The organism is Actinoplanes sp. CA-131856, from assembly GCF_050956135.1.
Taxonomy (GTDB): domain Bacteria; phylum Actinomycetota; class Actinomycetes; order Mycobacteriales; family Micromonosporaceae; genus Actinoplanes.
This window is the reverse complement of record NZ_CP191849.1, coordinates 5,559,885-5,578,905: the sequence shown is the minus strand read 5'-3', so window position 1 is coordinate 5,578,905 and position 19,021 is coordinate 5,559,885. Positions and strand designations below refer to the sequence as shown.

17 protein-coding genes and 1 pseudogene are annotated in these 19,021 nt (G+C 69.0%); 10 read left to right on the top strand and 8 right to left on the bottom strand.

Annotated elements, in window-relative coordinates; translation table 11 throughout:
- Positions 1–60: 60 nt before the first annotated feature.
- Complete coding sequence (locus tag ACQP2X_RS25905; RefSeq protein ID WP_498686187.1) at positions 61–1,203, top strand: LCP family protein; 1,143 nt, start codon at positions 61–63, stop codon at positions 1,201–1,203.
- Positions 1,204–1,319: 116 nt separating this feature from the next.
- Positions 1,320–2,168 (top strand): MEDS domain-containing protein, encoded by an 849-nt coding sequence (locus tag ACQP2X_RS25900; protein ID WP_498686185.1) that lies wholly within the window; start codon positions 1,320–1,322, stop codon positions 2,166–2,168.
- On the opposite strand, the gene ACQP2X_RS25895 is transcribed toward ACQP2X_RS25900, so the two are convergent.
- Both ACQP2X_RS25895 and ACQP2X_RS25890 read right to left on the bottom strand, forming a co-directional pair.
- Positions 2,165–2,635, bottom strand: a complete 471-nt coding sequence (locus tag ACQP2X_RS25895) for a nucleoside deaminase (RefSeq protein ID WP_498686183.1) — start codon at positions 2,633–2,635, stop codon at positions 2,165–2,167. The two genes, ACQP2X_RS25900 and ACQP2X_RS25895, sit on opposite strands and share 4 nt — an antisense overlap.
- Positions 2,636–2,767: 132 nt before the next feature.
- Positions 2,768–3,076, bottom strand: a pseudogene (locus ACQP2X_RS25890) (DUF6082 family protein); the annotation flags it as partial.
- A 331-nt stretch (positions 3,077–3,407) separates the two neighbouring features.
- Between ACQP2X_RS25890 and ACQP2X_RS25885 the strand changes: the two are divergent.
- Positions 3,408–3,986 (top strand): HDIG domain-containing metalloprotein, encoded by a 579-nt coding sequence (locus ACQP2X_RS25885; protein WP_498686181.1) that lies wholly within the window; start codon positions 3,408–3,410, stop codon positions 3,984–3,986.
- Positions 3,987–4,007: 21 nt separating this feature from the next.
- Positions 4,008–4,775, top strand: a complete 768-nt coding sequence (locus ACQP2X_RS25880) for an SAM-dependent methyltransferase (RefSeq protein WP_498686179.1) — start codon at positions 4,008–4,010, stop codon at positions 4,773–4,775.
- Here ACQP2X_RS25880 and ACQP2X_RS25875 read toward each other — a convergent pair.
- Positions 4,736–5,680 carry a methyltransferase domain-containing protein gene (locus tag ACQP2X_RS25875; protein ID WP_498686177.1) on the bottom strand — a complete coding sequence of 315 codons (945 nt, stop codon included), beginning with the start codon at positions 5,678–5,680 and terminating at the stop codon, positions 4,736–4,738. The two genes, ACQP2X_RS25880 and ACQP2X_RS25875, sit on opposite strands and share 40 nt — an antisense overlap.
- 212 nt (positions 5,681–5,892) lie before the next feature.
- Between ACQP2X_RS25875 and chvE the strand changes: the two genes are divergently transcribed.
- The 5 genes from chvE (at position 5,893) to fxsT (ending at position 13,230) form a co-directional block, all read left to right on the top strand.
- A complete protein-coding gene (chvE, locus tag ACQP2X_RS25870) occupies positions 5,893–7,026 on the top strand; it encodes a multiple monosaccharide ABC transporter substrate-binding protein (RefSeq protein ID WP_498686175.1) in 1,134 nt (377 codons plus the stop codon).
- Positions 7,023–8,555, top strand: a complete 1,533-nt coding sequence (gene mmsA / locus ACQP2X_RS25865; RefSeq protein WP_498686173.1) for a multiple monosaccharide ABC transporter ATP-binding protein — start codon at positions 7,023–7,025, stop codon at positions 8,553–8,555. The genes chvE and mmsA overlap by 4 nt, the downstream gene beginning before the upstream one ends.
- Positions 8,552–9,802 carry a multiple monosaccharide ABC transporter permease gene (gene mmsB / locus ACQP2X_RS25860; RefSeq protein ID WP_498686172.1) on the top strand — a complete coding sequence of 417 codons (1,251 nt, stop codon included), beginning with the start codon at positions 8,552–8,554 and terminating at the stop codon, positions 9,800–9,802. Before mmsA ends, mmsB begins: the two co-directional genes overlap by 4 nt.
- Positions 9,803–9,889: 87 nt before the next feature.
- Positions 9,890–10,168, top strand: coding sequence for a hypothetical protein (locus ACQP2X_RS25855; protein ID WP_498686169.1), 279 nt, complete (start codon positions 9,890–9,892; stop codon positions 10,166–10,168).
- On the top strand, positions 10,165–13,230 hold the full coding sequence (fxsT, locus tag ACQP2X_RS25850) for an FxSxx-COOH system tetratricopeptide repeat protein (protein WP_498686167.1): 3,066 nt from the start codon (positions 10,165–10,167) through the stop codon (positions 13,228–13,230). Before ACQP2X_RS25855 ends, fxsT begins: the two co-directional genes overlap by 4 nt.
- Before the next feature lie 5 nt (positions 13,231–13,235).
- Here the strand turns inward: fxsT and ACQP2X_RS25845 are convergent, their stop codons facing one another.
- Both ACQP2X_RS25845 and ACQP2X_RS25840 read right to left on the bottom strand, forming a co-directional pair.
- Complete coding sequence (locus tag ACQP2X_RS25845; RefSeq protein ID WP_498686165.1) at positions 13,236–14,609, bottom strand: hypothetical protein; 1,374 nt, start codon at positions 14,607–14,609, stop codon at positions 13,236–13,238.
- Positions 14,610–14,723: 114 nt separating this feature from the next.
- On the bottom strand, positions 14,724–15,581 hold the full coding sequence (locus ACQP2X_RS25840; RefSeq protein ID WP_498686164.1) for an alpha/beta fold hydrolase: 858 nt from the start codon (positions 15,579–15,581) through the stop codon (positions 14,724–14,726).
- 99 nt (positions 15,582–15,680) lie between these two features.
- On the opposite strand from ACQP2X_RS25840, the gene ACQP2X_RS25835 reads away from it, so the two are divergent.
- On the top strand, positions 15,681–17,174 hold the full coding sequence (locus ACQP2X_RS25835; protein WP_498686163.1) for a pectate lyase: 1,494 nt from the start codon (positions 15,681–15,683) through the stop codon (positions 17,172–17,174).
- Between the two features lie 88 nt (positions 17,175–17,262).
- On the opposite strand, the gene ACQP2X_RS25830 is transcribed toward ACQP2X_RS25835, so the two are convergent.
- Genes ACQP2X_RS25830 through ACQP2X_RS25820 form a run of 3 tightly spaced genes read right to left on the bottom strand, consistent with a single transcriptional unit; the run spans position 17,263 to position 19,011 of the window.
- Entirely contained in the window at positions 17,263–17,736 is a 474-nt protein-coding gene (locus ACQP2X_RS25830; protein ID WP_498686161.1) for a GNAT family N-acetyltransferase, read from the bottom strand.
- Positions 17,729–18,622, bottom strand: coding sequence for a hypothetical protein (locus ACQP2X_RS25825; protein WP_498686159.1), 894 nt, complete (start codon positions 18,620–18,622; stop codon positions 17,729–17,731). The genes ACQP2X_RS25830 and ACQP2X_RS25825 overlap by 8 nt, the downstream gene beginning before the upstream one ends.
- Positions 18,619–19,011 carry a PadR family transcriptional regulator gene (locus tag ACQP2X_RS25820; RefSeq protein WP_498686157.1) on the bottom strand — a complete coding sequence of 131 codons (393 nt, stop codon included), beginning with the start codon at positions 19,009–19,011 and terminating at the stop codon, positions 18,619–18,621. Before ACQP2X_RS25820 ends, ACQP2X_RS25825 begins: the two co-directional genes overlap by 4 nt.
- Positions 19,012–19,021: the final 10 nt, after the last annotated feature.

The window sequence follows — 19,021 nt, the reverse complement described above, 5'->3', positions numbered from 1 at the left end:
TCTCAGCAACTCAGCAGCGAACTTCCATGGGCTTTTGATGAAGGCGAGGGAGGCTTGATCGTGCGGAAGAAGAAGAGCCCCCGGTGGGCCCGGCTGTGCGTCGGCTTCGGGGCCCTGCTCATGATCGTGGGCGGCGGGTCGGTCGTCGCGCTGCAGGCCACGGTCAGCGCGGCCACGAAATCGATCAAGCAGGAGAACCTGCTCGGGTCGTCGACCACGGTCGAGACCGAGAAACACGCGTCGGTCACCGGCGCCAAGAACATCCTGCTCGTCGGCATCGACCAGCGCGCCTCGGCCAAGCCCGGTGAGCCCACCCGCTCCGACTCGATCATCCTCATGCACATCGGCGCCGACCACAAAAGCGCCTATCTGATCTCGCTGCCCCGCGACAGCTACGTGCCGATCCCGGCCTACGACAACGGCGCCCAGAAATACGCCGGCGGCAAAAACAAGATCAATGCCGCTTTCGCGTACGGCAGCAGGGGTCTGACGGGTAATGCGGCGCTCTCGCACGGCTTCGAGCTGCTGTCGCTCACCATCAAGAAGCTGACCGGGATCACGCCCGACGCCGGCGCGATCATCGACTTCGAGGGCTTCCAGCAGATCGTCAACGTTCTGGGCAAGGTCTGCATGTACGTCGACGAGGACACCACGTCGATCCACATCGGCCACACGGCGGACGGCAAACAGGCCGCGCCGTACAAAATCAACCCCGACGGCACCCTCAACCACAAGATCAAGGGCGTGACGGCGAACTTCTACGCCAAGGGCAACCACTGCTTCACCCCGACCGAGGCGCTCGACTTCGTCCGGCAGCGCGACCTGCTCGCCAACAACGACTTCGACTACGGCCGGCAGCGCCACCAGCAGCAGTTCCTCAAGGCGGTCGTGCAGCAGACGGTCAAGGACGGCCTGAACTCGCCGACCAAGCTGCCCGGCCTGCTCGGCGCCATCGGCAAGGCGGTCACCGTCGACTCGGGCGGCATCTCGCTCGAGGACTGGGTGTTCGCGATGCGCGGCGTCAACCCGAACGACCTGGTCACCCTGAAGACGAACGACGGCAAGTTCAACAGCGAGTCGATACCCGGCGTGGGCAGCGTCCAGCTGCTCAGCGACGACAGTCTGGAGCTGCTCCGGGCGGCCAAGAACGACACGGTGGCCCAGTTCGCCGAATCCCACCCTTCCTGGGTAGCGACCACCTAAACCCCTCAGACCGCAACTTCACCCGTACGGGTCACACACTGGTGACGTTTCGTAGCGTACGGTGAACGACACTTCGCGACGAGGGGGAGCGGCGCGGACCTGAGGGGGTGTCGCGCGTGGGCGGGCTGAAAGTGCTTGATCAGCTCGAACTCGGCGACCACGTCTGCTGGACCGTCGACGACGACGCCGTACGGCTGGACGCGGTCGTCGACGTTCTGGCGTCCGGCCTGCGCTCACGCCAGAAGGTCTGCTACCTCGGCCCCGAGCCGCACCGGGTCGTGGAGGGGCTCGCCGAGCGCAACGGGGCCGCCCGTAACGCGCTGGCCACCGGTCAGCTGGTGGCCGAGACCCCGGAGGGCAGCTACCTGTCCGGCGGTTCGTTCGACGCCGAGGCCACCGTCGCCCATTTCCAGTCCGAGAAGCAACGGGCCCGCGAGGAGGGCTACCAGGGCCTGCGCGTGGTCGGCGACATGTCCTGGGCGTCCCGCGCGGTGCCGGGCGCCGAGTCGCTGGAGTGGTACGAGGCCCGCATCAACGAGGTGTTCGTCGACGGTTTCGTGGCCGGCGTGTGCGCGTACGACCGAAGGCTCTTCGATCCGTTGACCCTGCGCCGGCTCGCCCTGGCCCATCCGGGCGCGGCCGGCCCGCTGCTGCCGTTCGACCCGGGGTCGTCATTGCGCTGCCGGCGCACGGCGGAGCCGTACGGCCTCAAGCTGACCGGCGAGGCCGACATGTCCAACCGGTACGCGCTCGAATCGGTGCTGGCCGGCCTGATCGCCGACCTGGAACCCGCCGAGACGGCGATCGTCGACCTGACCGGCCTGCGCTTCGCCGACACGGCCGCGGCCCGCGTGGTGATCCGGGCCGTGGCCGACAGCGGCAACCGGCTGCGCGTCCGGGGCTGCCTGCCGGTGGTCGGCCGCCTGCTGCGCTTCCACGGCCTCACCGGGGAAGCGATCCTCTAGTTCCAGAAGCCGTCGTGCACGGCGGTGGCGCTGGGCAGGGGCACCGGCCCGTCCACCACGATCTCGCGGCCGCCCCGCGCGAACACCTCGCGGCACGGCAGACGCAGCGGGGGAATCCCCTCTTCCTCTTCGACCATGCCGGCGAGGTCGGCCTCGGACAGCGCGAAGACGACCCGTCCGACCCCCGACCAGTAGATCGCCCCCGAACACATGGCACACGGCTCGGTGCTGGTGTAGAGCACGCTGCCCGACCGCTCCTCGAAGGAAAGCCGCCCGGCCAGCCGCACCAGGTTGGTCTCGGCGTGCCCGGTGGCGTCCTCCCCGGTGACGACGCTGTTGCGAGCCTCGAGAACCGTCCCGTCCGGCGTCAGAAGCAGCGCCCCGAAGGGGTGATCGCCCCGCTTGCGCGCCTCCCAGGCGAGTTCGATCGCCCGCTCGAGGTATCGGTTGTCCAGATCAGCGTCCATGATCACCACCCTACGGTCCGGCGGCGGATCGGCGGCGGCCGAACTCGATTGATCGGGCGATGGCGACCGTTCGCGGCTTTCACGATTTCGGGCAGGCGGACCGGCCTCAGCGGCCCGCAGATATTCCTGAGTGAGTATTGCGAAGAATTGGCCACGTCTTCTTCCCACCGTCGACGACTCGAGCCAGTGACCGTTGGTTCGCCAATAGGTCCGGGGGATCTCCGCGTCGAAGAATCTGACCAGGAAGCGCCGTAGTTGCGCTTCCGAAAGATCACGCAGCTCCCAGGCGTCCCGCCACGTCATGAGAACTCTGGAGCAGTAGTAGAAAAGGTCTTCGTCGATGCCGGCCGGAGCGAGCCGTGCACCCCAGCACTGCCGATAGGCGGGTTTCTCCATGGCGAGCTCAACCAGATTCTCGGTCCGGTCGGCGAGTGCCCGTATCCGCTCGTTGCGAAGTTGGCGGCGTTGAGCAGCGAGCCGGCCGTGATCGCCCCCAGTGACAGGGCGGCGATCAGAGCCGAGGCGGCGCCGAAGGCCTGGCCGATATCACTCATTCGCGAGTAGTCGCCGCCGTCGCCGAACAGCCGCCCGAGGAAAACCGGCGTCAGGAGGACTGTTCCGATGCCGGCGACAATCGCCAGACCGCCCAGCATGGCCAGCCCTCTTGGCGCGACATCGGCGGACCTCATGATTCGCATCTCCGACCCCCTAGGCACTCCTGTCCGCAGTGTGGCGGAGCCGGGCAACGGCTAGCGGTTAAGGTTCGGGGATCATGGAGATCCCCACGGATGAGCGCATTCGGGCGCTGCACGAGCGGTATGCGCCGAGCCGGCAAGCGTTCGAGCTTGTCTATACGCACTGCCTGATCGTGTGTGCGGTGGCCGAGCAGTTGCTGCGCGGGCGGGAAGGGGAGTTCGACGTCGCTCTGGTGCGCGCGGGGGCGCTCCTTCACGACATCGGGGTCTACCGGCTCGCGGCGGGGGAGAGCTACCTGCGGCACGGCGTGCTCGGGCACGAGCTGTTGCGGGAGGCCGGGTTTCCGGAGCCCTTGCGGCGGTTCTGCTCGTGTCACACCGGGGTGGGCATCACCCGGGAGGACATCGAGGGGCAGGGGCTGCCGTTGCCGGTGGGGGACTACGTGCCGCGCAGTGGGGAGGAGGCCCTCGTCATGTATGCCGACAAGTTCCACAGCAAGACGGCGCCGCCCGTCTTCGTGAGCGCGGCGACCTACCGGGTGAGTGTGGGGCGGTTCGGTGCGGGCAAGGCAGAGCGGTTCGACGAGCTCGTCCGGGAGTTCGGGGTGCCCGAACTGACCGGTCTGGCGGAGACTTACGGGCACACGATCACCTGAGCCCGGTGCCAGACTGGGGCGGTGAGCGACTACACAGTGGACACCAGCGTTCCCCATTCGGCACGGGTCTGGAACTACTGGCTCGGCGGCAAGGACAACTACGCGGTCGACCGGCGGGTCGGCGATCAGGTGCGGGCCGTCTTTCCCGAGATCGTCGACGCGGCGCGCGAGACCCGGGCGTTCCTGCGGCGTGCGGTCCGGTTCCTCGACGGGCGGGGGGTGCGGCAGTTCCTCGACGTCGGCAGTGGGCTGCCGGCCGCCGGCAACACCCATGAGCTGGTGGCGCCGGGCAGCCGGACCGTCTATGTCGACAACGATCCGCTGGTGCTCGCCCACGCGCGCGAGCTGCTGCACGGCGACGAGGTGCACTTCGTCGAGGGGGATCTGCGGGACGCCGGCACCGTGGCCGGGCGGGCGGGGGCCTTCCTCGACTTCGAGCGGCCGGTTGCCCTGCTCATGCTCGGGGTGATGGGTCACGTCGAAGACCCGGCGGCGGCCCGGGCCATCGTCGGCGGGCTCGTCGGGCGGTTGCCGGCGGGCAGCTATCTGGTCATGTCGGACGGCACGGCGACCAGCGAGCGCGTCATCGAGTCGCACCGGCAGTACAACGAGAGCGGCGCGGTGCCGTACCACCTGCGCGAGGTCGTTGACTTTGAATCGTTCTTCGAGGGGCTCGAGCTTGTCGAGCCGGGGGTGGTCCCGCTGACCCGGTGGCGGCCCGACGGTGGGCCGGGCAAGGACGTCGACGGTTACGCGGGGGTCGCGGCGAAGACCTTCGGGCGGGCGTAGACCGTCAGCTCGGTGGTGCACAGGTCGACCGGGTCGAAAGCCGCGAAATCCTTGTGTACGGGGAACGCGCCGTCCAGTGCGGCCCTCGACTCCGCGTCGACGACGCGGTCGCATCGCTCCAGGCCGAATCCGGCGTCGGCGAACATGCGGATCAGCTGTGGGGCGCGCAGGCGGTTGCAGTAGGCGTACTCGTTGCCGGCCAGGCGGATCCACTGCTTCGCCGAGTAGCGCAGGAAGTTGATGCGGGTGATCGCGCTGTCCTGGTGGGCGAAGTGGTCGCTCGGATCGATGAGGTGTGCGGCGAAACCGGCCGGGCCGAGCAGGCGGCGCGACTCGGCCAGGATGGCCCGCAGGGCGCGCGGCGTGACGTGCTCGAGTACGGTCATCGAGAAGCTCAGGTCGAAGCTGCCGCCGGGGTCCGGCATGCGGGACGCGTCGCCGGGGGCCAGATAGCGGATGCCGATCCGGCGGAACAATTCGCGCGGGCGGTCGGCCAGGTCGGCGATCACTGACAGTCGCGCTCGCAGTGTGATGGGTGAGACCAAGCCGTCGTACAGGGAAAGAATTTGATCCTCGGCCTTGACCATCCGGTGCAGCATCTCGGTGGTCAGGTCGGGCTGGAGGCGGCGGTGCAGATCGACGGTGACGATCTCGCGGGCGCCGCAGAGGTGCATGGCGACCGGCGCGATCGGCAGATGGCCGGTGCCGATCTCCAGGACGCGCATCCCGTCGAGCCGCAGGCCCAGGCCGTCGAGCCGGCGCATCATCGCGGCGTGCTGCGGCAGGCGCCGGAACGGGTCGGCGGCGAGGCGCCCGAGACGGCGCTGGATCTGCCGGTACGCCAGGTCGCCGCCCGGCGCCGCGGCACAGAACCGCTGGATACGGGCCTTGGTGGTCCACCGCATAAGGCCACCCTAGAGGCCCGCGGGCGGCCGGGCGGCGATACCACGAATGCCGCCGGAACGCGCCCGTCGAGACCCACCTGTTATCGATAACAAAGTTTCGGCCTCGTGTCCGCAACGTTGCTTTGAACGGTTGACATGTTCCTATGTGAGCGTTCACACTCGACCGCACCCCCGCCTCAAGAGCGAGTTATTTCATTGAAGGAGTTCCCCGCATGAGACTGTCCAGGATGAGTGCGGTGGTTTCCGCCGCCGTGCTGGCGACAGCCCTGACCGCGTGCGGTTCGGCCGAGAAGACCGTCGACAAAGAGGCCGGTGCCGGCGGCGACAACGCGGGCGCGCTGATCGGCGTGACCATGCCGACGCGGACCTCGGAGCGCTGGATCAGCGACGGCGACAACGTCAAGAAGCAGCTCGAGGCCCTCGGCTACAAGGTCGACCTCCAGTACGCCGGCGACGACATCCCGACGCAGACGCAGCAGCTCGACAACCAGATCACCAAGGGCGCCAAGCTGCTGATCATCGCCTCGATCGACGGCACCGCGATCACCACGCAGCTGGAGAACGCGAAGGCCAACAAGATCCCGGTCATCGCCTACGACCGCCTGATCCGTAACAGCCCGAACGTGGACTACTACGCCACGTTCGACAACGAGAAGGTCGGCGTGCAGCAGGCCACCTCGCTGCTGACCGGACTCAAGGTGCTCAACGCCGACGGCTCGAAGGGCTCGGCCAAGGGCCCGTTCAACGTCGAGCTGTTCGCCGGCTCGCCCGACGATAACAACGCCACGTTCTTCTTCAACGGCGCCATGAAGGTGCTCAAGCCGTTCCTCGACGACGGCACGATCGTCGTCAAGAGCAAGCAGACCGACTTCAAGACCGTCGCGATCCTGCGCTGGCAGCCGAAGGTGGCCCAGGAGCGCATGGAGAACCTGCTGACCTCGACCTACAAGGACGGCGCCAAGGTCGACGGCGTGCTCTCGCCCTACGACGGCCTGTCGATCGGCATCCTGTCCGCTCTCAAGAGCAACGGATACGGTACGGCCGCGCAGAAGTACCCGATCGTCACCGGTCAGGACGCCGAGGCGGCCTCGGTCAAGTCGATCATCGCCAATGAGCAGTACTCGACGATCTACAAGGACACCCGCCAGCTGGCGAAGACCACCGTCGAGATGGCCGACGCGGTGCTCAAGGGCAACAAGCCGACGACCAACAACGACAAGGACTACAACAACGGCGTCAAGGTCGTCCCGGCGCAGCTGCTCGACTCGGTCATCGTCGACAAGGGCAACTACAAGAAGGAGCTCGTCGACACCGGCTACTACACCGAGGCCCAGCTCGGGTCATGAGTGACACCATCCTGCAGATGCGGGGCATCACCAAGACGTTCCCGGGCGTGCGCGCGCTCGACGACGTCAACCTCGAGGTGCTCCGCGGCGAGATCCATGCGATCTGCGGGGAGAACGGCGCCGGAAAGTCCACCTTGATGAAGGTGCTTTCCGGCGTCTACCCCCACGGTGAGTACGAGGGTGCGATCGAGTTCGACGGCGAGCCGTGCCAGTTCGGCGGCATCCGCGACAGCGAGCACAAGGGCATCGTCATCATCCACCAGGAGCTGGCGCTCGCCTCGAACCTCTCGATCGCCGAGAACATCTACCTCGGCAACGAGCTCGCCACCCGCGGCATGATCGACTGGAACCGCACCAACGCCGCCGCGGCCGAGCTGCTGCAGCGGGTCGGCCTGGCCGAGAACCCAACCACCCCGGTCCTCGACCTCGGCGTCGGCAAGCAGCAGCTGGTCGAGATCGCCAAGGCACTGTCCAAGAAGGTACGGCTGCTGATCCTCGACGAGCCGACCGCGGCGCTCAACGACGACGACTCGGCCCACCTGCTCGGGCTGCTCCGCGGGCTGCGCGAGGAGGGGATCACCTGCGTGATCATCTCGCACAAGCTCAACGAGGTCCTCGACATCGCCGACCGGGTGACCATCCTGCGCGACGGCCACACGATCACCACGCTGCCGTCCGAGGGCCTGACCGAGGAGCGGATCATCTCGGGCATGGTCGGGCGCGACCTCGACAACCGGTTCCCGCCGCATGAGCCCACCATCGGTGAGGAGGTCCTGCGGGTCGAGGACTGGACCGTGCACAGCCCCACCCAGCACGGCCGCGTCCTGGTCCGAGGGGCCAACCTGTCGCTGCGCCGGGGCGAGATCGTCGGGCTGGCCGGGCTGATGGGCGCCGGCCGTACCGAGCTCGCCATGAGCATCTTCGGCCGTTCCTACGGAACGAACATCTCCGGGCGCCTGATCAAGGACGGCAAGGAGATCAAGTTGCGGTCCGTCGGCGAGGCCATCGAGCACGGCCTGGCGTACGCCACGGAGGACCGCAAACGGTACGGCCTCAACCTCATCGAGGACATCAAGCGCAACGTCTCGGCGGCGGCGCTCAGCCGGCTCGCCAAGGGCGGCTGGGTCGACGACAACGAGGAGTACAAGGTCGCCGACGGTTACCGCAAGAGCCTGAACATCAAGGCGCCCAGCGTCTCGAGCATCACGGGCAAGCTCTCGGGCGGCAACCAGCAGAAGGTCGTCCTGGCGAAGTGGATCTTCACTGACCCGGACGTGCTGATCCTCGACGAGCCGACCCGCGGCATCGACGTAGGCGCCAAGTACGAGATCTACACGATCATCAACGAGCTCGCCGACGCCGGCAAGGCCGTGCTCGTCATCTCCTCCGAGCTGCCCGAGCTGCTCGGACTCTGCGACCGCATCTATACGCTCTCGGCGGGGCGGATCACCGGCGAGGTGCCGCGCGCCGAGGCCACCCAGGAGGGCCTCATGACCCTGATGACCGCCGGGCAGGAGGTTTCCTCGTGAGCAGCCTCGCCCCGACCAACGCCGACCTCTCGGTCGACGCGCCGCCGCCGGTGCCCGACCGCAAGGGCCGTCCCGGCTTCTCGATCAACCTTCGCCAGAGCGGGATCTACTTCGCGTTCGCGGCGATCATCCTGCTGTTCACGATTCTGACCGGCGGCGACCTGCTCGCCCCGCAGAACATCAGCAACATCATCGTCCAGAACTCGTACATCCTGATCCTCGCCATCGGCATGATCCTGATCATCATCGCTGGGCACATCGACCTGTCGGTGGGCTCCATCGTGGCGGCCTGTGGCGCCGTGGCGGCGGTGCTGATGGTCGAGCACAGCGTGCCGTGGCCGCTCGCCATCCTCATCACGCTGGTGGTGGGCGGGCTCATCGGCGCGTGGCAGGGCTACTGGGTGGCGTACTTCGGCATCCCGGCCTTCATCGTGACGCTGGCCGGCATGCTGCTGTTCCGCGCGGTCACCCTGATGATCCTGGGCAACCGGGGCATCGGCCCGTTCCCGGACGAGGTGCGGACCCTGTCCAACGGCTTCATCGACGGCTACCTCGGCAACATCGGTCTCGGCGCGCTCGGCGGCGCCGACCTGCTGAGCCTGCTGGTCGGTGTGGCCGCGGTGGTGGGCATCGTGGTCGTGCAGTGGCGCGCCCGCGCGGGCCGCCTGAAGTACGGCCAGGCCGTCGAGCCGTTCCCGCTGTTCGTCACGAAGATCGTGGTGGCGGCCGTCCTGGTCATGTTCGTGGTGGTCCAGCTCGCCCGCTTCCGCAACCTGCCGTGGGTGCTCGTGCTGCTGGCCGTGCTGGTGCTCGGCTACTCGGTGCTGACCAACCGGGCCGTCTTCGGCCGGCAGATCTACGCCATCGGCGGCAACCTGCAGGCGGCGACGCTCTCCGGCGTCAAGGTCAAGTCGGTCATCTTCTGGATCTTCGTCAACATGGGCGTGCTGTCCGCGCTGGCCGGCATCATCTTCGCCGGCCGCCTCAACCAGGCCAACCCGACGGCCGGCAACTCGTTCGAGCTGGACGCGATCGCCGCGGCCTTCATCGGCGGCGCCGCGGTCCAGGGCGGCGTCGGCAAGGTCGTCGGCGCCATCACCGGTGGCCTGATCATGGGTGTCATCAACAACGGCATGTCCCTGATCGGCGCCGAGTCCGAACAGGTCATGCTGGTCAAGGGCGCCGTGCTGCTGGCCGCGGTCGCCTTCGACATCTGGACGAAGCGCCGCGCGGGGGCGTCGCGCTGATCCGCTGGGCGGGCGCTCGGCCGAGCGCCCGCCCGTCAGCCGACTGTGTCGTTGGCGCCGATTGACCCGGTGACCGATGATGCAGTGATGAGCTTGCGACGTTGGGTGATCATCGGCGTCGGCATCGTGTCGGTTGCCGCAGTGGGCGTGACCTCATGGCTGTTCGGTTCCGACGGCATCGAATACCTCAGCTGGCTCGCCGGCATAGCCGGTCTCATGATCACCGCGGGCACCCTCGCTGTCGCGCGGCGACCGCAGGAGGACCGGCGGGAGAGTCCGCCGCCGCCGTCGTCCATCCACCTCACCGGCAGCAATCACGGAATCCTGTCGACCGGCGACCACGCGTCGAATACTCAGCAGAAGTGAACCCGTGGCAGCGCAAAGGGCGCCGATCCGTCGACGCGGCCGTCACGGTGGAGGGCGACAACTCGGGAATCATCTCCACCGGCCCCTTCGCCATCAACACGCAGGTGTCGATCGAGAACGCGACCGTCCTGCCGCCGGAATATCTCGTGGCGCCGGAGAACATCCCGGCACCGTCCGGGTTGATCAACCTGCCGATGCGGCCGGACCTGTTCGTCGGACGCGACGCCGCGCTGACGATGCTCGACGCGGGCGGCGCCGGGCGGATCGCTCAGGTGGTGCACGGGCTGGGCGGAATAGGCAAGAGCACCCTCGTCGCACGCTGGGCGGCTCAACGGTCGGCGACGTTCTCGGTGGTCTGGTGGATCACCGCCGACACACCGGGGAACCTGAGCGCGGGCTTGGCCGGGCTGACCGAGGCACTGCAGGCGGGCGTCTCCGGCTTTCTCAAGGAGCCGGCCCTGCGGGAACATGCGATCCGCTGGCTGGCGTCGCACGAGCGATGGCTACTTGTTCTCGACAACGTCACCGATCCGCGGCACATCGCCGGGCTGTTGGCTCGAATGCCTCCCGACACCACCGGCCGAATCCTTCTGACCAGCCGGCGAGCCACCGGCTGGCCGGAGTCGGTCGCCGTTTCCGGCTTGAGCGGCATCGGACTGGACGCCGCGACTGTGCTGCTGACGGCGATAGCCGGGCGGGGTGGCGTCAGCGTTGATCCGCGGGATGCCGGCGCGGTATGCGAGGAACTGGGTTCGTTACCCCTCGCCGTCGAGCAGGCCGGGGCGTACATGGCCCAGACCGGGACCGGCGCGAAGGACTATCTGCGCCTGCTGGCCGCGCAGCCCGCGGCCATGTACCGCGACGCCGACGAGGGCCGGCCCGAGGAACGGACCATAGCCCGGGTCTGGCAGGTCACTCTTGACGCTCTGGTGAGAGAGAACGACGACCTTCCGGAAAGAGTCCTGCGAGCACTGGCCTGGTACGCCCCGGAGGCGATCCCGCGTTTCCTGACGGACGCTCATCCGGCCGGTGAAGTGAACGTCCGCCGCGCGCTCGGCCGGCTGGCCGCATACAGCATGATCGGCATCGATCACGGCAGCGACACCGTCAGCGTCCACCGCCTCGTTCAAGCCGTCACGCGCACTCCGGACGCCGGCGATCGGCACCGCCAGGCGGAAGACATCGAAAGCGCCAGCGCGGCCGCCAACTACGCGATCCTTCAGGTCCTGCCGGCGGATGACGAGGGGGTGTCCGGATGGCCACGCTGGCGGGCGCTGATCCCTCATCTGAGCGCACTCGTCGCCCACTCTCTGGCCGCCACAAGTCAAGGTGGGCCCGGCAGCTTGGACCGGAATGACGCGCTGATCAAGGCCGTCTGGCTGAATCGGGCCGGCGTGTTCCTGAGCGACCAGGGATCTCTCGACACCAGCATCACGTTCCTGGAGCTGGCGCGGCAGATCTTCAGCCGTTTCGGAACGGGCGCCGAGGCGAGCCTTCTCGCGGCGACGAACAATCTCGCTCTTGGTTACGTGAAGTCGCGCGATTTCGGCCGCGCGGTCCCTCTCCTCGAGCAGACGGTGTCCGACTATCACCAGACGTTCGGCGCCGACCATCCGAGCACCATCAACGCGGAGGGCAGCCTCGCGCAGGCGTACGGCGGGCTGGGTCATGTCGGTGCTGCCATATCCCTCCAGGAGAAGATCCTGGAGAAGAGCCGGAGAACGCGGGGCGAGGACCACAACGGCACCATTCACATCCTGAACAACCTTGCCCACAGCTACGATGCGATCGGCGATTACGGCCGCGCACTGCCGATGTTGGAGGAGGCGCTGGCCAGCCGGCGCCGGGTGCTGGGCGATGAGCATCGAGACACCATCCTCTCCATGAACAATCTCGGGGCGACCCTCGTATCCGCGGGACAGACCGAGCGGGGCATCGAGTGGTGCGAGCGCGCTGCCGCCGCTGGCGATTCGGTCCTGGGTGGCGACCATCCCCAGGCCATCGGCATCACGAGCAGCCTTGCCCGCGCCTACGAGACGGCCGGTGACGTGTCCCGGGCCGTCGTCCTGCGGGAGCAGGCCGTCGCCCGGTCCCGGCGCGCCCTCGGTGCCCACCATCCCGACACTCTCATGGCGATCTCCCTACTGGCTGCTTCCTACTCTGTGACCGGCCAATACGAACGAGCCGTCACCGCCTCACAGGAAGTGGTCGGTGAGCTTCGCAACGTGCTGGGTGGCGCTCATCCAGAGACCATCAGAGCGACGACGCGACTCGCCCTGATCCACCGGTCGGCCGACGATCATCAACGCGCGGTCCAGCTGCTCGAGCAGGCCCTTGCCCACTGTCGGGCCGAGCTGGGTGATGGTCACCCGGTCACGGTGACCGTAGTCGGCAACCTCGTCGACGCCTGCCGGGAGGCGGACGACCTCGAGCGCGCCACCCAGTTGTCGAGATGGTTGCTGTCCCACGCCGAGCAGGCGAATGGCGTCGATCATCCTGGCACCGTGGCTCTGACGGAGCTGCAGGCCGAGCTTCACGAGGCTGCCGGTGACCTGCGGTCCGCCATCCCGCTGCGGCAACGGGCGGTCGACAGCCGCCGGCGGACTCTGGGTGACGCACACCTGAAGACCCTGGAGACGACGAACACTCTCGCCTTCGACCTTCTTCATTCGGGCGAGGCGAAACGCGCCCTACCTCTCTACGAGGAGCTTTCCGGCCACTATCAAAGGGTACTGGGGCGCGAGCACCCCGGTGCGCTTCTGGCGCTCAACAATCTCGCCGGCGCGTACCAGGCCGTCGGTGACCTGGACCGCGCTCTTCCGATCTTCGAGAGAGTGCTGGCGATACGGCGCCGCGTGGTCGGCGAAGACCACGCGGACACCCTCACCTCGGCCAATAACCTGGCCTATTGCTTGTATCAGCGAGGTGACCGTGAAGCCGCTGTGGCGATATTGCGGCCGGCCCTTGCCACCTGCCGTGAGGCGCTCGGCGACGAGCATGAGTTGACGCGGATCGTCAGAAAGGGTCTGTGGGCGACAGGCGCGGACGCCGATGCCGGCTGACCGCGTCAGCCGGCCGTTCGCACCTCGGCCCGGCGGAACAGGCCGACGGCGGCGATGAGCAGGAGCAGCCCGGTGCTGCCGAGCGTGATCAGGCCGAGGTCCAGCGGGCCCAGCAGCCACAGCGCCCAGCCGCCGAGCGCCACCAGGATCAGCGACCACGCGGACAGCGGGCCGATCGAGTGGACCGCCGACCCGATCGCCTCACCACCCAACCGGGACACCGCGATCCAGGCGGCGTCGAGCGCGACCACGGCGGCCAGCACGAGACCCAGCATCTCCGGTACGCCGACGAGGTCCCCGCTCGTCACATAGCGCAGCGCTGTCGTGGCGAAGTGGACGCTGAGCAGGGCGGCGACCGCGAGCGCGGCGACCGGCACCACGGTCAGCCGCAGGGAACTCCAGACGGCCCCGGCGAGGATGAGCACCGCCTCCTTCAGATAGGTCGCGCAGGCCACGGCGAACTGAAGCAGCCAATTGAGCACGCCGATCAGGAAGACGGCGGCGGTGTGGACGATCCGGAGCAGCACGGTGCCCACCACCGAGAGCGCGACCAGCACCGCGTACGCGGCAATCGCGACGAACCGGGCCACCGCGTGCGTGATCTGGCTCAGCGGATCCCGGCCGCGCACGGCCGTCGTCGTCGGCGGGGCGGGCCGGGGCAGGGGCCGGAACCGTGCCGGGGCCGGAATCAGCCAGTCCTCGTCGCCGACGACGTGCAGGAGGCCGGCGAGCGCCGCGATGCCGCCCACGAGCAGGGCGGCGGCCGCGGCGGCGAACACACCGATCAGCAGCAGGGCCGTCGACAGACTGGTGGGCAGGGCGTTGAACGCGCCGAAGGGCGGGTCGGTCGCGGCGGCCCGGACCGCCAGGGCACCGAATGCCAGAGCCGACAGGACGGCGGCCGGGACGGCGGCCCTGACCTCCGGCCGGACATGCCGGGCCCGGCCGCTGATCGCGACGGCCATCGAACGGGCGGCGAAGACGGCGCCGGTGGCGACGACCAGCACCAGCGTGACCGTGGCGTGCAACCGCGCACCCCGGCCGTCGAACGACACCAGAGCCGCCCCGCAGATCCCGGCCCAGGCGCAGCCGGCCACGAGCCACTCCGGCCATCGACCTCGCAGCGGCAGACCCACCAGGGCAAGACCGGTGACGGCGGCCGCCACGAAGATCGGCACCTCGGTTCCGGTTCGCGCGGTGACCAGCACGAGTGACACGAGCAGAATCCCGAAGGAGACGAGCGCCGACGCCCCGGCCCAGCCGGGGACGTTGGCGAGCGGCAGGAACTGCTGATCGGTGCGGCAGAAGAGGTCGACCCGCGGGATCCCCTGGGCGTTGCAATCCTCGTGCGAGCGACCCCGGAGCGGGGCGATAGTCATGTCGGTCATTGTCAGGTCACGCTGTGTGCCGGCCCATGGGACGATGCGTCGAAGTGATCCGCTCAAGGGCCGATCGCGTCGCCCGAACGTGCCACCTGTTCCGATAGTGGACGGTCAGCGCAGAAAGGCGGTCAGGGCGCTCGCCAGATCTTCCGGGTTCTCCTCGGCCATGTGGTGGCCCGACTCGATCGGGAGGCCCCGCACGTCGGGGGCCCAGCGCCGCCAGATGGCCAAGGGGTCGCCGTAGAGGTCTTCCATGTCGTCGCGGGTGGACCACAGGAACAGGGTGGGGCACGTGACGGTGCGGCCCTCGGCTCGGTCGGTCAGCTCGTGCTGGTTGTCGGCGCCCAAGCCGGCCCGGTAATCCTCCAACATCGCGCGGACTGTGTCGGGGTCGTTGGTGGCCTCCCGGAACTCCGCGTAGTTCTCCTCGCCCATGCGGGCCGGGTCGCCGTTGTACCAGGCGTTCGGGTCGGCGAGGATGGCCCGCTCGGGCTTGTCGGGCTGGGCGAAGAAGAACCAGTGGTACCAGTCGTGGGCGAAGCGGGCGTCGCAGCGGGCCAGGGCCTCGCTGATCGGGACGCCGTCCATGACGACCAGCTTGCTGACGTGCTCCGCGTGATCGAGAGCCAGCCGCAAGGCCACGTAACAACCGCGGTCGTGGCCGGCCGTGGCGTACGAGGTGTGGCCCAGCTTGGTCATCAGAGTGTGCAGGTCGCGGGCCACCGCGCGCTTCGACTGTTGCAGGTGGTCGTCCTCGATGGGGGCCTTGCCCGAGCGGCCGTAGCCGCGCATGTCGGGGCAGATCACCGTGAAGCCGGCTTCCACCAGCAGCGGGGCGACGCGGTGCCAGGTGGCGCCGGTGCGGGGATGGCCGTGGATCAGCAGCACGGGTGGGCCGTCCCCACCGTGGCGGACCCGCAGGCCCACCTCGCCCACGTCGATCCACTCGTCCTGGAAGCCCTCGAACATGGCGGGAGACGTACCCGCGAAAAAATCTTTGGAACGTGAGCAACCTTTCCGGGGCCTCCGACCACTTGATCATGTCTGAAGTGATCGGGAGGACGATTGATGACGTACAAAAAGGGCGCGCTGATCGGCGGTGTCGCCGTGGTGGCGGTCGCGGCGGCGGGACTGACGGCCACCGCGTTCGCTGCGGGAGGGCCGTCGTTCGGTGACACCTTCGAGGACGGCGATGCCAGCGGCTGGTCGAAGTCGGGCGGGTCGTGGTCGGTGGTGACCGACGGCAGCAAGGCGCTGCGGCAGGCCGACAACGGCAGCGAGCTGGCCCGGTTCTTCGCCGGAGACAGCGGCTGGACCGACTATTCGGTGCAGGCCTCCGTACGCCCGCTGACCCTGGCCTCGGCGGGCGCGTCGGCCGGCATCGCCGCCCGGGCCACCGGATCGCACGAGTTCGAGCGCCTGGTGCTGGCATCCGGGTCGGCGCGGCTGGAGGAGGTCAAGGGCTCGTCGGTGACGGTGCTGGGCTCGCTGACCCTGCCGGCCGCGGGCAGCGGCTGGCACAAGCTGCGCCTGGACGTGTCGGGCCAACGGGTCACCGGCTACGTGGACGGCAAGGTCGTGGGCGACGTGTCCACCGCCAAGCTGACAAAGGGCCGCATCGCCCTGCTCACGGTCGACGCGTCGGCCTCCTTCGACGACATTTCCGTGGGTACGCCGGGAAGCACCCCCACCGCTGCACCCACAGCCACCGCCTCCGCGACCACGATCGCGCCCACCGGCACCGCGAAACCGACCACGGCCGCGCCGACCACCACCACCGCGCCGACCGCCAACGCGCCGACCGCCACCGGGACGGCGGCGCCGACCGCGACGGCCACCGCGAAGCCGACGACCGCCGCGCCGACCACGACCGCGACAACGGCAGCGTCCTGGCCCACGCCGGTCAGCACCACCACGCTCACGGCCACCCGCAAGATCACGGGCTCGGTGGACGGCGGCAACGTCCGGTTCATCGGCGGCGGCGCCCTGGGCGGCGACGGGCAGGACGAGGGCCAGGACCCGCTGTTCCAGCTGGCCGACGGAGCCACCCTGTCCAACGTCATCATCGGCAGCCCGGCCGCCGACGGCGTCCACTGCCTCGGCACCTGCACCCTGCGCAACGTCTGGTGGCAGGACGTGGGCGAGGACGCCGCCACCTTCAAGGGCACCTCGGCGAGCCAGACCATGACCGTCGTCGGTGGCGGCGCCCTGCACGCCTCGGACAAGACGTTCCAGCACAACGGCCCGGGCACGTTCGTCATCAAGGACTTCCAGGCCAGCGACATCGGCAAGCTCTACCGCTCCTGCGGCAACTGCTCCAAGCAGTACGCCCGCAAGGTCCAGGTCTCGAACGTCGCCGTGACGACCCCGCTCAAGGCCCTGGTCGGCGTCAACGCCAACCTCGGCGACGTGGCCACCGTCGACAGGGTCACCGTCGTCGGTGGCACCAGCAAGACCGTCATCTGCGCCATCTTCAAGGGCGTGACCAGTGGCGAGCCCACCCAGACCGGCTCCGTCCCCGACGGCAAGTCCTGCACCGCCACCAACATCACCCTGAAGTAGGGCCGGAGCGGGGGCGAGCAGCCCCGCCCCCGCTCCCCAGGCAATCGGTGGCCGGCCGGGATCCCGGCCGGACCGGCCGCGGGCGGGTTCAGTCGAGGCGGAGCAGCGTCTCCTCGATCTCCGCGCGGCGAGCATGGGCGTAGCCGGCGTCGGTGCCGGTGACCGTGAAGCCGGCCCTTTGCAGCACCCGGATCGAGGCCACGTTGTCGCTCGCCGCCCGGGCCAGGATCGGGCGGATCGGCACCTCGGCCAGGAGGAGGGCCAGCGCCCGGCCGGCGATGCCCTGGCCCCAGTGTGCGCGGTCGATCCAGTAGGTGACCTCGGTGTCGCCCTCGATGACGAAGGCCGCGATGCTGCCGACCAGCCGGCCGTCGAGCGTGATGACGCGGTTGGTGACGTCGTCCCTCGCTCTGATCTTGGCCATGTGGTCGTCGAAAGCCGATCGGTCGTCGGGGTCCTCGGCGGTGAAGGCCGCCATCCGGACCGACGCCGGGTCTCGCATCTGATCGAACAAGGCGTCCAGGTCGGCGTCCTCGATCGGGCGCAGCGCCACCTCAGCCATTCTTTGCCTCCCCGTGTGGTCTTCGGGCCGGACCGTACCAGCGGGGTATGACAAGTCCGGCCGTCAGCAGCAGGGCGGCCGGTGGGAGCGCGGTCACCGCCAGCTCGATCGCCACGACGGGGAACGCCGGTATGCCGTCGGCGGTGAACAGGGCGGCCCGGACCAGGACCGTGTTCAGCAGGAACAGGCCGGCGGCCATGGCCAGGCGCTCGTCGATCGCCAGCCAGAGCAGGCTGCCCAGGAAGAGGGCGGCCACGGCGGCGAAGTTCAGGATGCCCGACACGCTCGGGAAGAACGACGTCAGGATCAGCACGAGCGGCAGGGCCGGGGCGTACCTCAGCAAGGCGGTGGCCGGCTCGGGTCGCCGGCGCACCAGGGGCACGAGCAGGACGATCGCCAGTGGGAAGCACCAGAAACCGCTGAAGACGGGGCTGTGCATGGAGTGGGCGACGACCAGGGTGAGGCCGAAGGCGGCCGCGGCGGTGGCGACCGCCGGCAGGAAGCGGTTGGCCGTGGCGGCCGCGATGGCCAGGACGCCGAGGGCGAGGGCCACGAGGGTGAGACGCAGCTCGGTGGTGGACCAGAGGGAGGGCCCATCGCGCAGGGCCTCGTTCGTGACGACGACCGCCCGGTCGGCCACGTCGTAGACGAGCAGCATGAGGGCGGCGACGCGGAAGGCGGTGAGCCAGCCGCCCCGGTGGTGGCCGGCGTGCGCACGCAGGGCGCCCAGCGCCAGGGCGGCGGTCTCGCGGAGCGGTGGCCGGGCGCGGCCGTCCTCGGTGGACTCGATCAGCGTGGAAAGAAGCTCGGGCCCGCGATCGCGCCGGTAGCCGGAAGGGTAGAGGCGGAGGAGACGCGCGTATCGGCGCTCGAGGGCGGTGCTCACGCGAGGCGCCCTTCGCGGTGGGCGGCGGCACGCGAAGCCGGGGAGAAGCGGCCGTCGCGGAAGGCGAAGGCGAAACGGCCGGAGCGGTCGGGGACCGTGCGGTCGTTGACGACGCGGGCGGCGGCGGCCAGGTGGGCGGCTTCGGCGCGCAGGGCGGCCAGGCCGTCGGAGGTCAGGGCGTAGTAGCGCCGCGCCCGCCCGTTGACGACCTCCTCCTTCACCACCCGCACGAGGCCCTCGTGGGTCAGGCGGTCGAGAGCCGTGTAGAGCGTGCCGGTCGCCGGTTTCACTCGCCCCCGCGAGAGGGCCTCGGTCTGTTTGATGATCGCGTAGCCGTGCAGCGGCTCATCCTGGAGCGCGGCCAGGATGAAGTAGGTCGGTTCACGCATGGCGGAACTA

What these genes read in the sequence shown, in the direction of transcription:
- ACQP2X_RS25895 (WP_498686183.1), bottom strand. Translation starts at nt 2,635, where the DNA reads ATGGACGCTGATCTGGACAACCGATACCTCGAGCGGGCGATCGAACTC.
- ACQP2X_RS25885 (WP_498686181.1), top strand. Translation starts at nt 3,408, where the DNA reads ATGGAGATCCCCACGGATGAGCGCATTCGGGCGCTGCACGAGCGGTAT.
- ACQP2X_RS25875 (WP_498686177.1), bottom strand. Translation starts at nt 5,680, where the DNA reads ATGCGGTGGACCACCAAGGCCCGTATCCAGCGGTTCTGTGCCGCGGCG.
- chvE (WP_498686175.1), top strand. Translation starts at nt 5,893, where the DNA reads ATGAGACTGTCCAGGATGAGTGCGGTGGTTTCCGCCGCCGTGCTGGCG.
- mmsA (WP_498686173.1), top strand. Translation starts at nt 7,023, where the DNA reads ATGAGTGACACCATCCTGCAGATGCGGGGCATCACCAAGACGTTCCCG.
- ACQP2X_RS25855 (WP_498686169.1), top strand. Translation starts at nt 9,890, where the DNA reads ATGAGCTTGCGACGTTGGGTGATCATCGGCGTCGGCATCGTGTCGGTT.
- ACQP2X_RS25845 (WP_498686165.1), bottom strand. Translation starts at nt 14,609, where the DNA reads ATGACTATCGCCCCGCTCCGGGGTCGCTCGCACGAGGATTGCAACGCC.
- ACQP2X_RS25840 (WP_498686164.1), bottom strand. Translation starts at nt 15,581, where the DNA reads ATGTTCGAGGGCTTCCAGGACGAGTGGATCGACGTGGGCGAGGTGGGC.
- ACQP2X_RS25835 (WP_498686163.1), top strand. Translation starts at nt 15,681, where the DNA reads ATGACGTACAAAAAGGGCGCGCTGATCGGCGGTGTCGCCGTGGTGGCG.
- ACQP2X_RS25830 (WP_498686161.1), bottom strand. Translation starts at nt 17,736, where the DNA reads ATGGCTGAGGTGGCGCTGCGCCCGATCGAGGACGCCGACCTGGACGCC.
- ACQP2X_RS25820 (WP_498686157.1), bottom strand. Translation starts at nt 19,011, where the DNA reads ATGCGTGAACCGACCTACTTCATCCTGGCCGCGCTCCAGGATGAGCCG.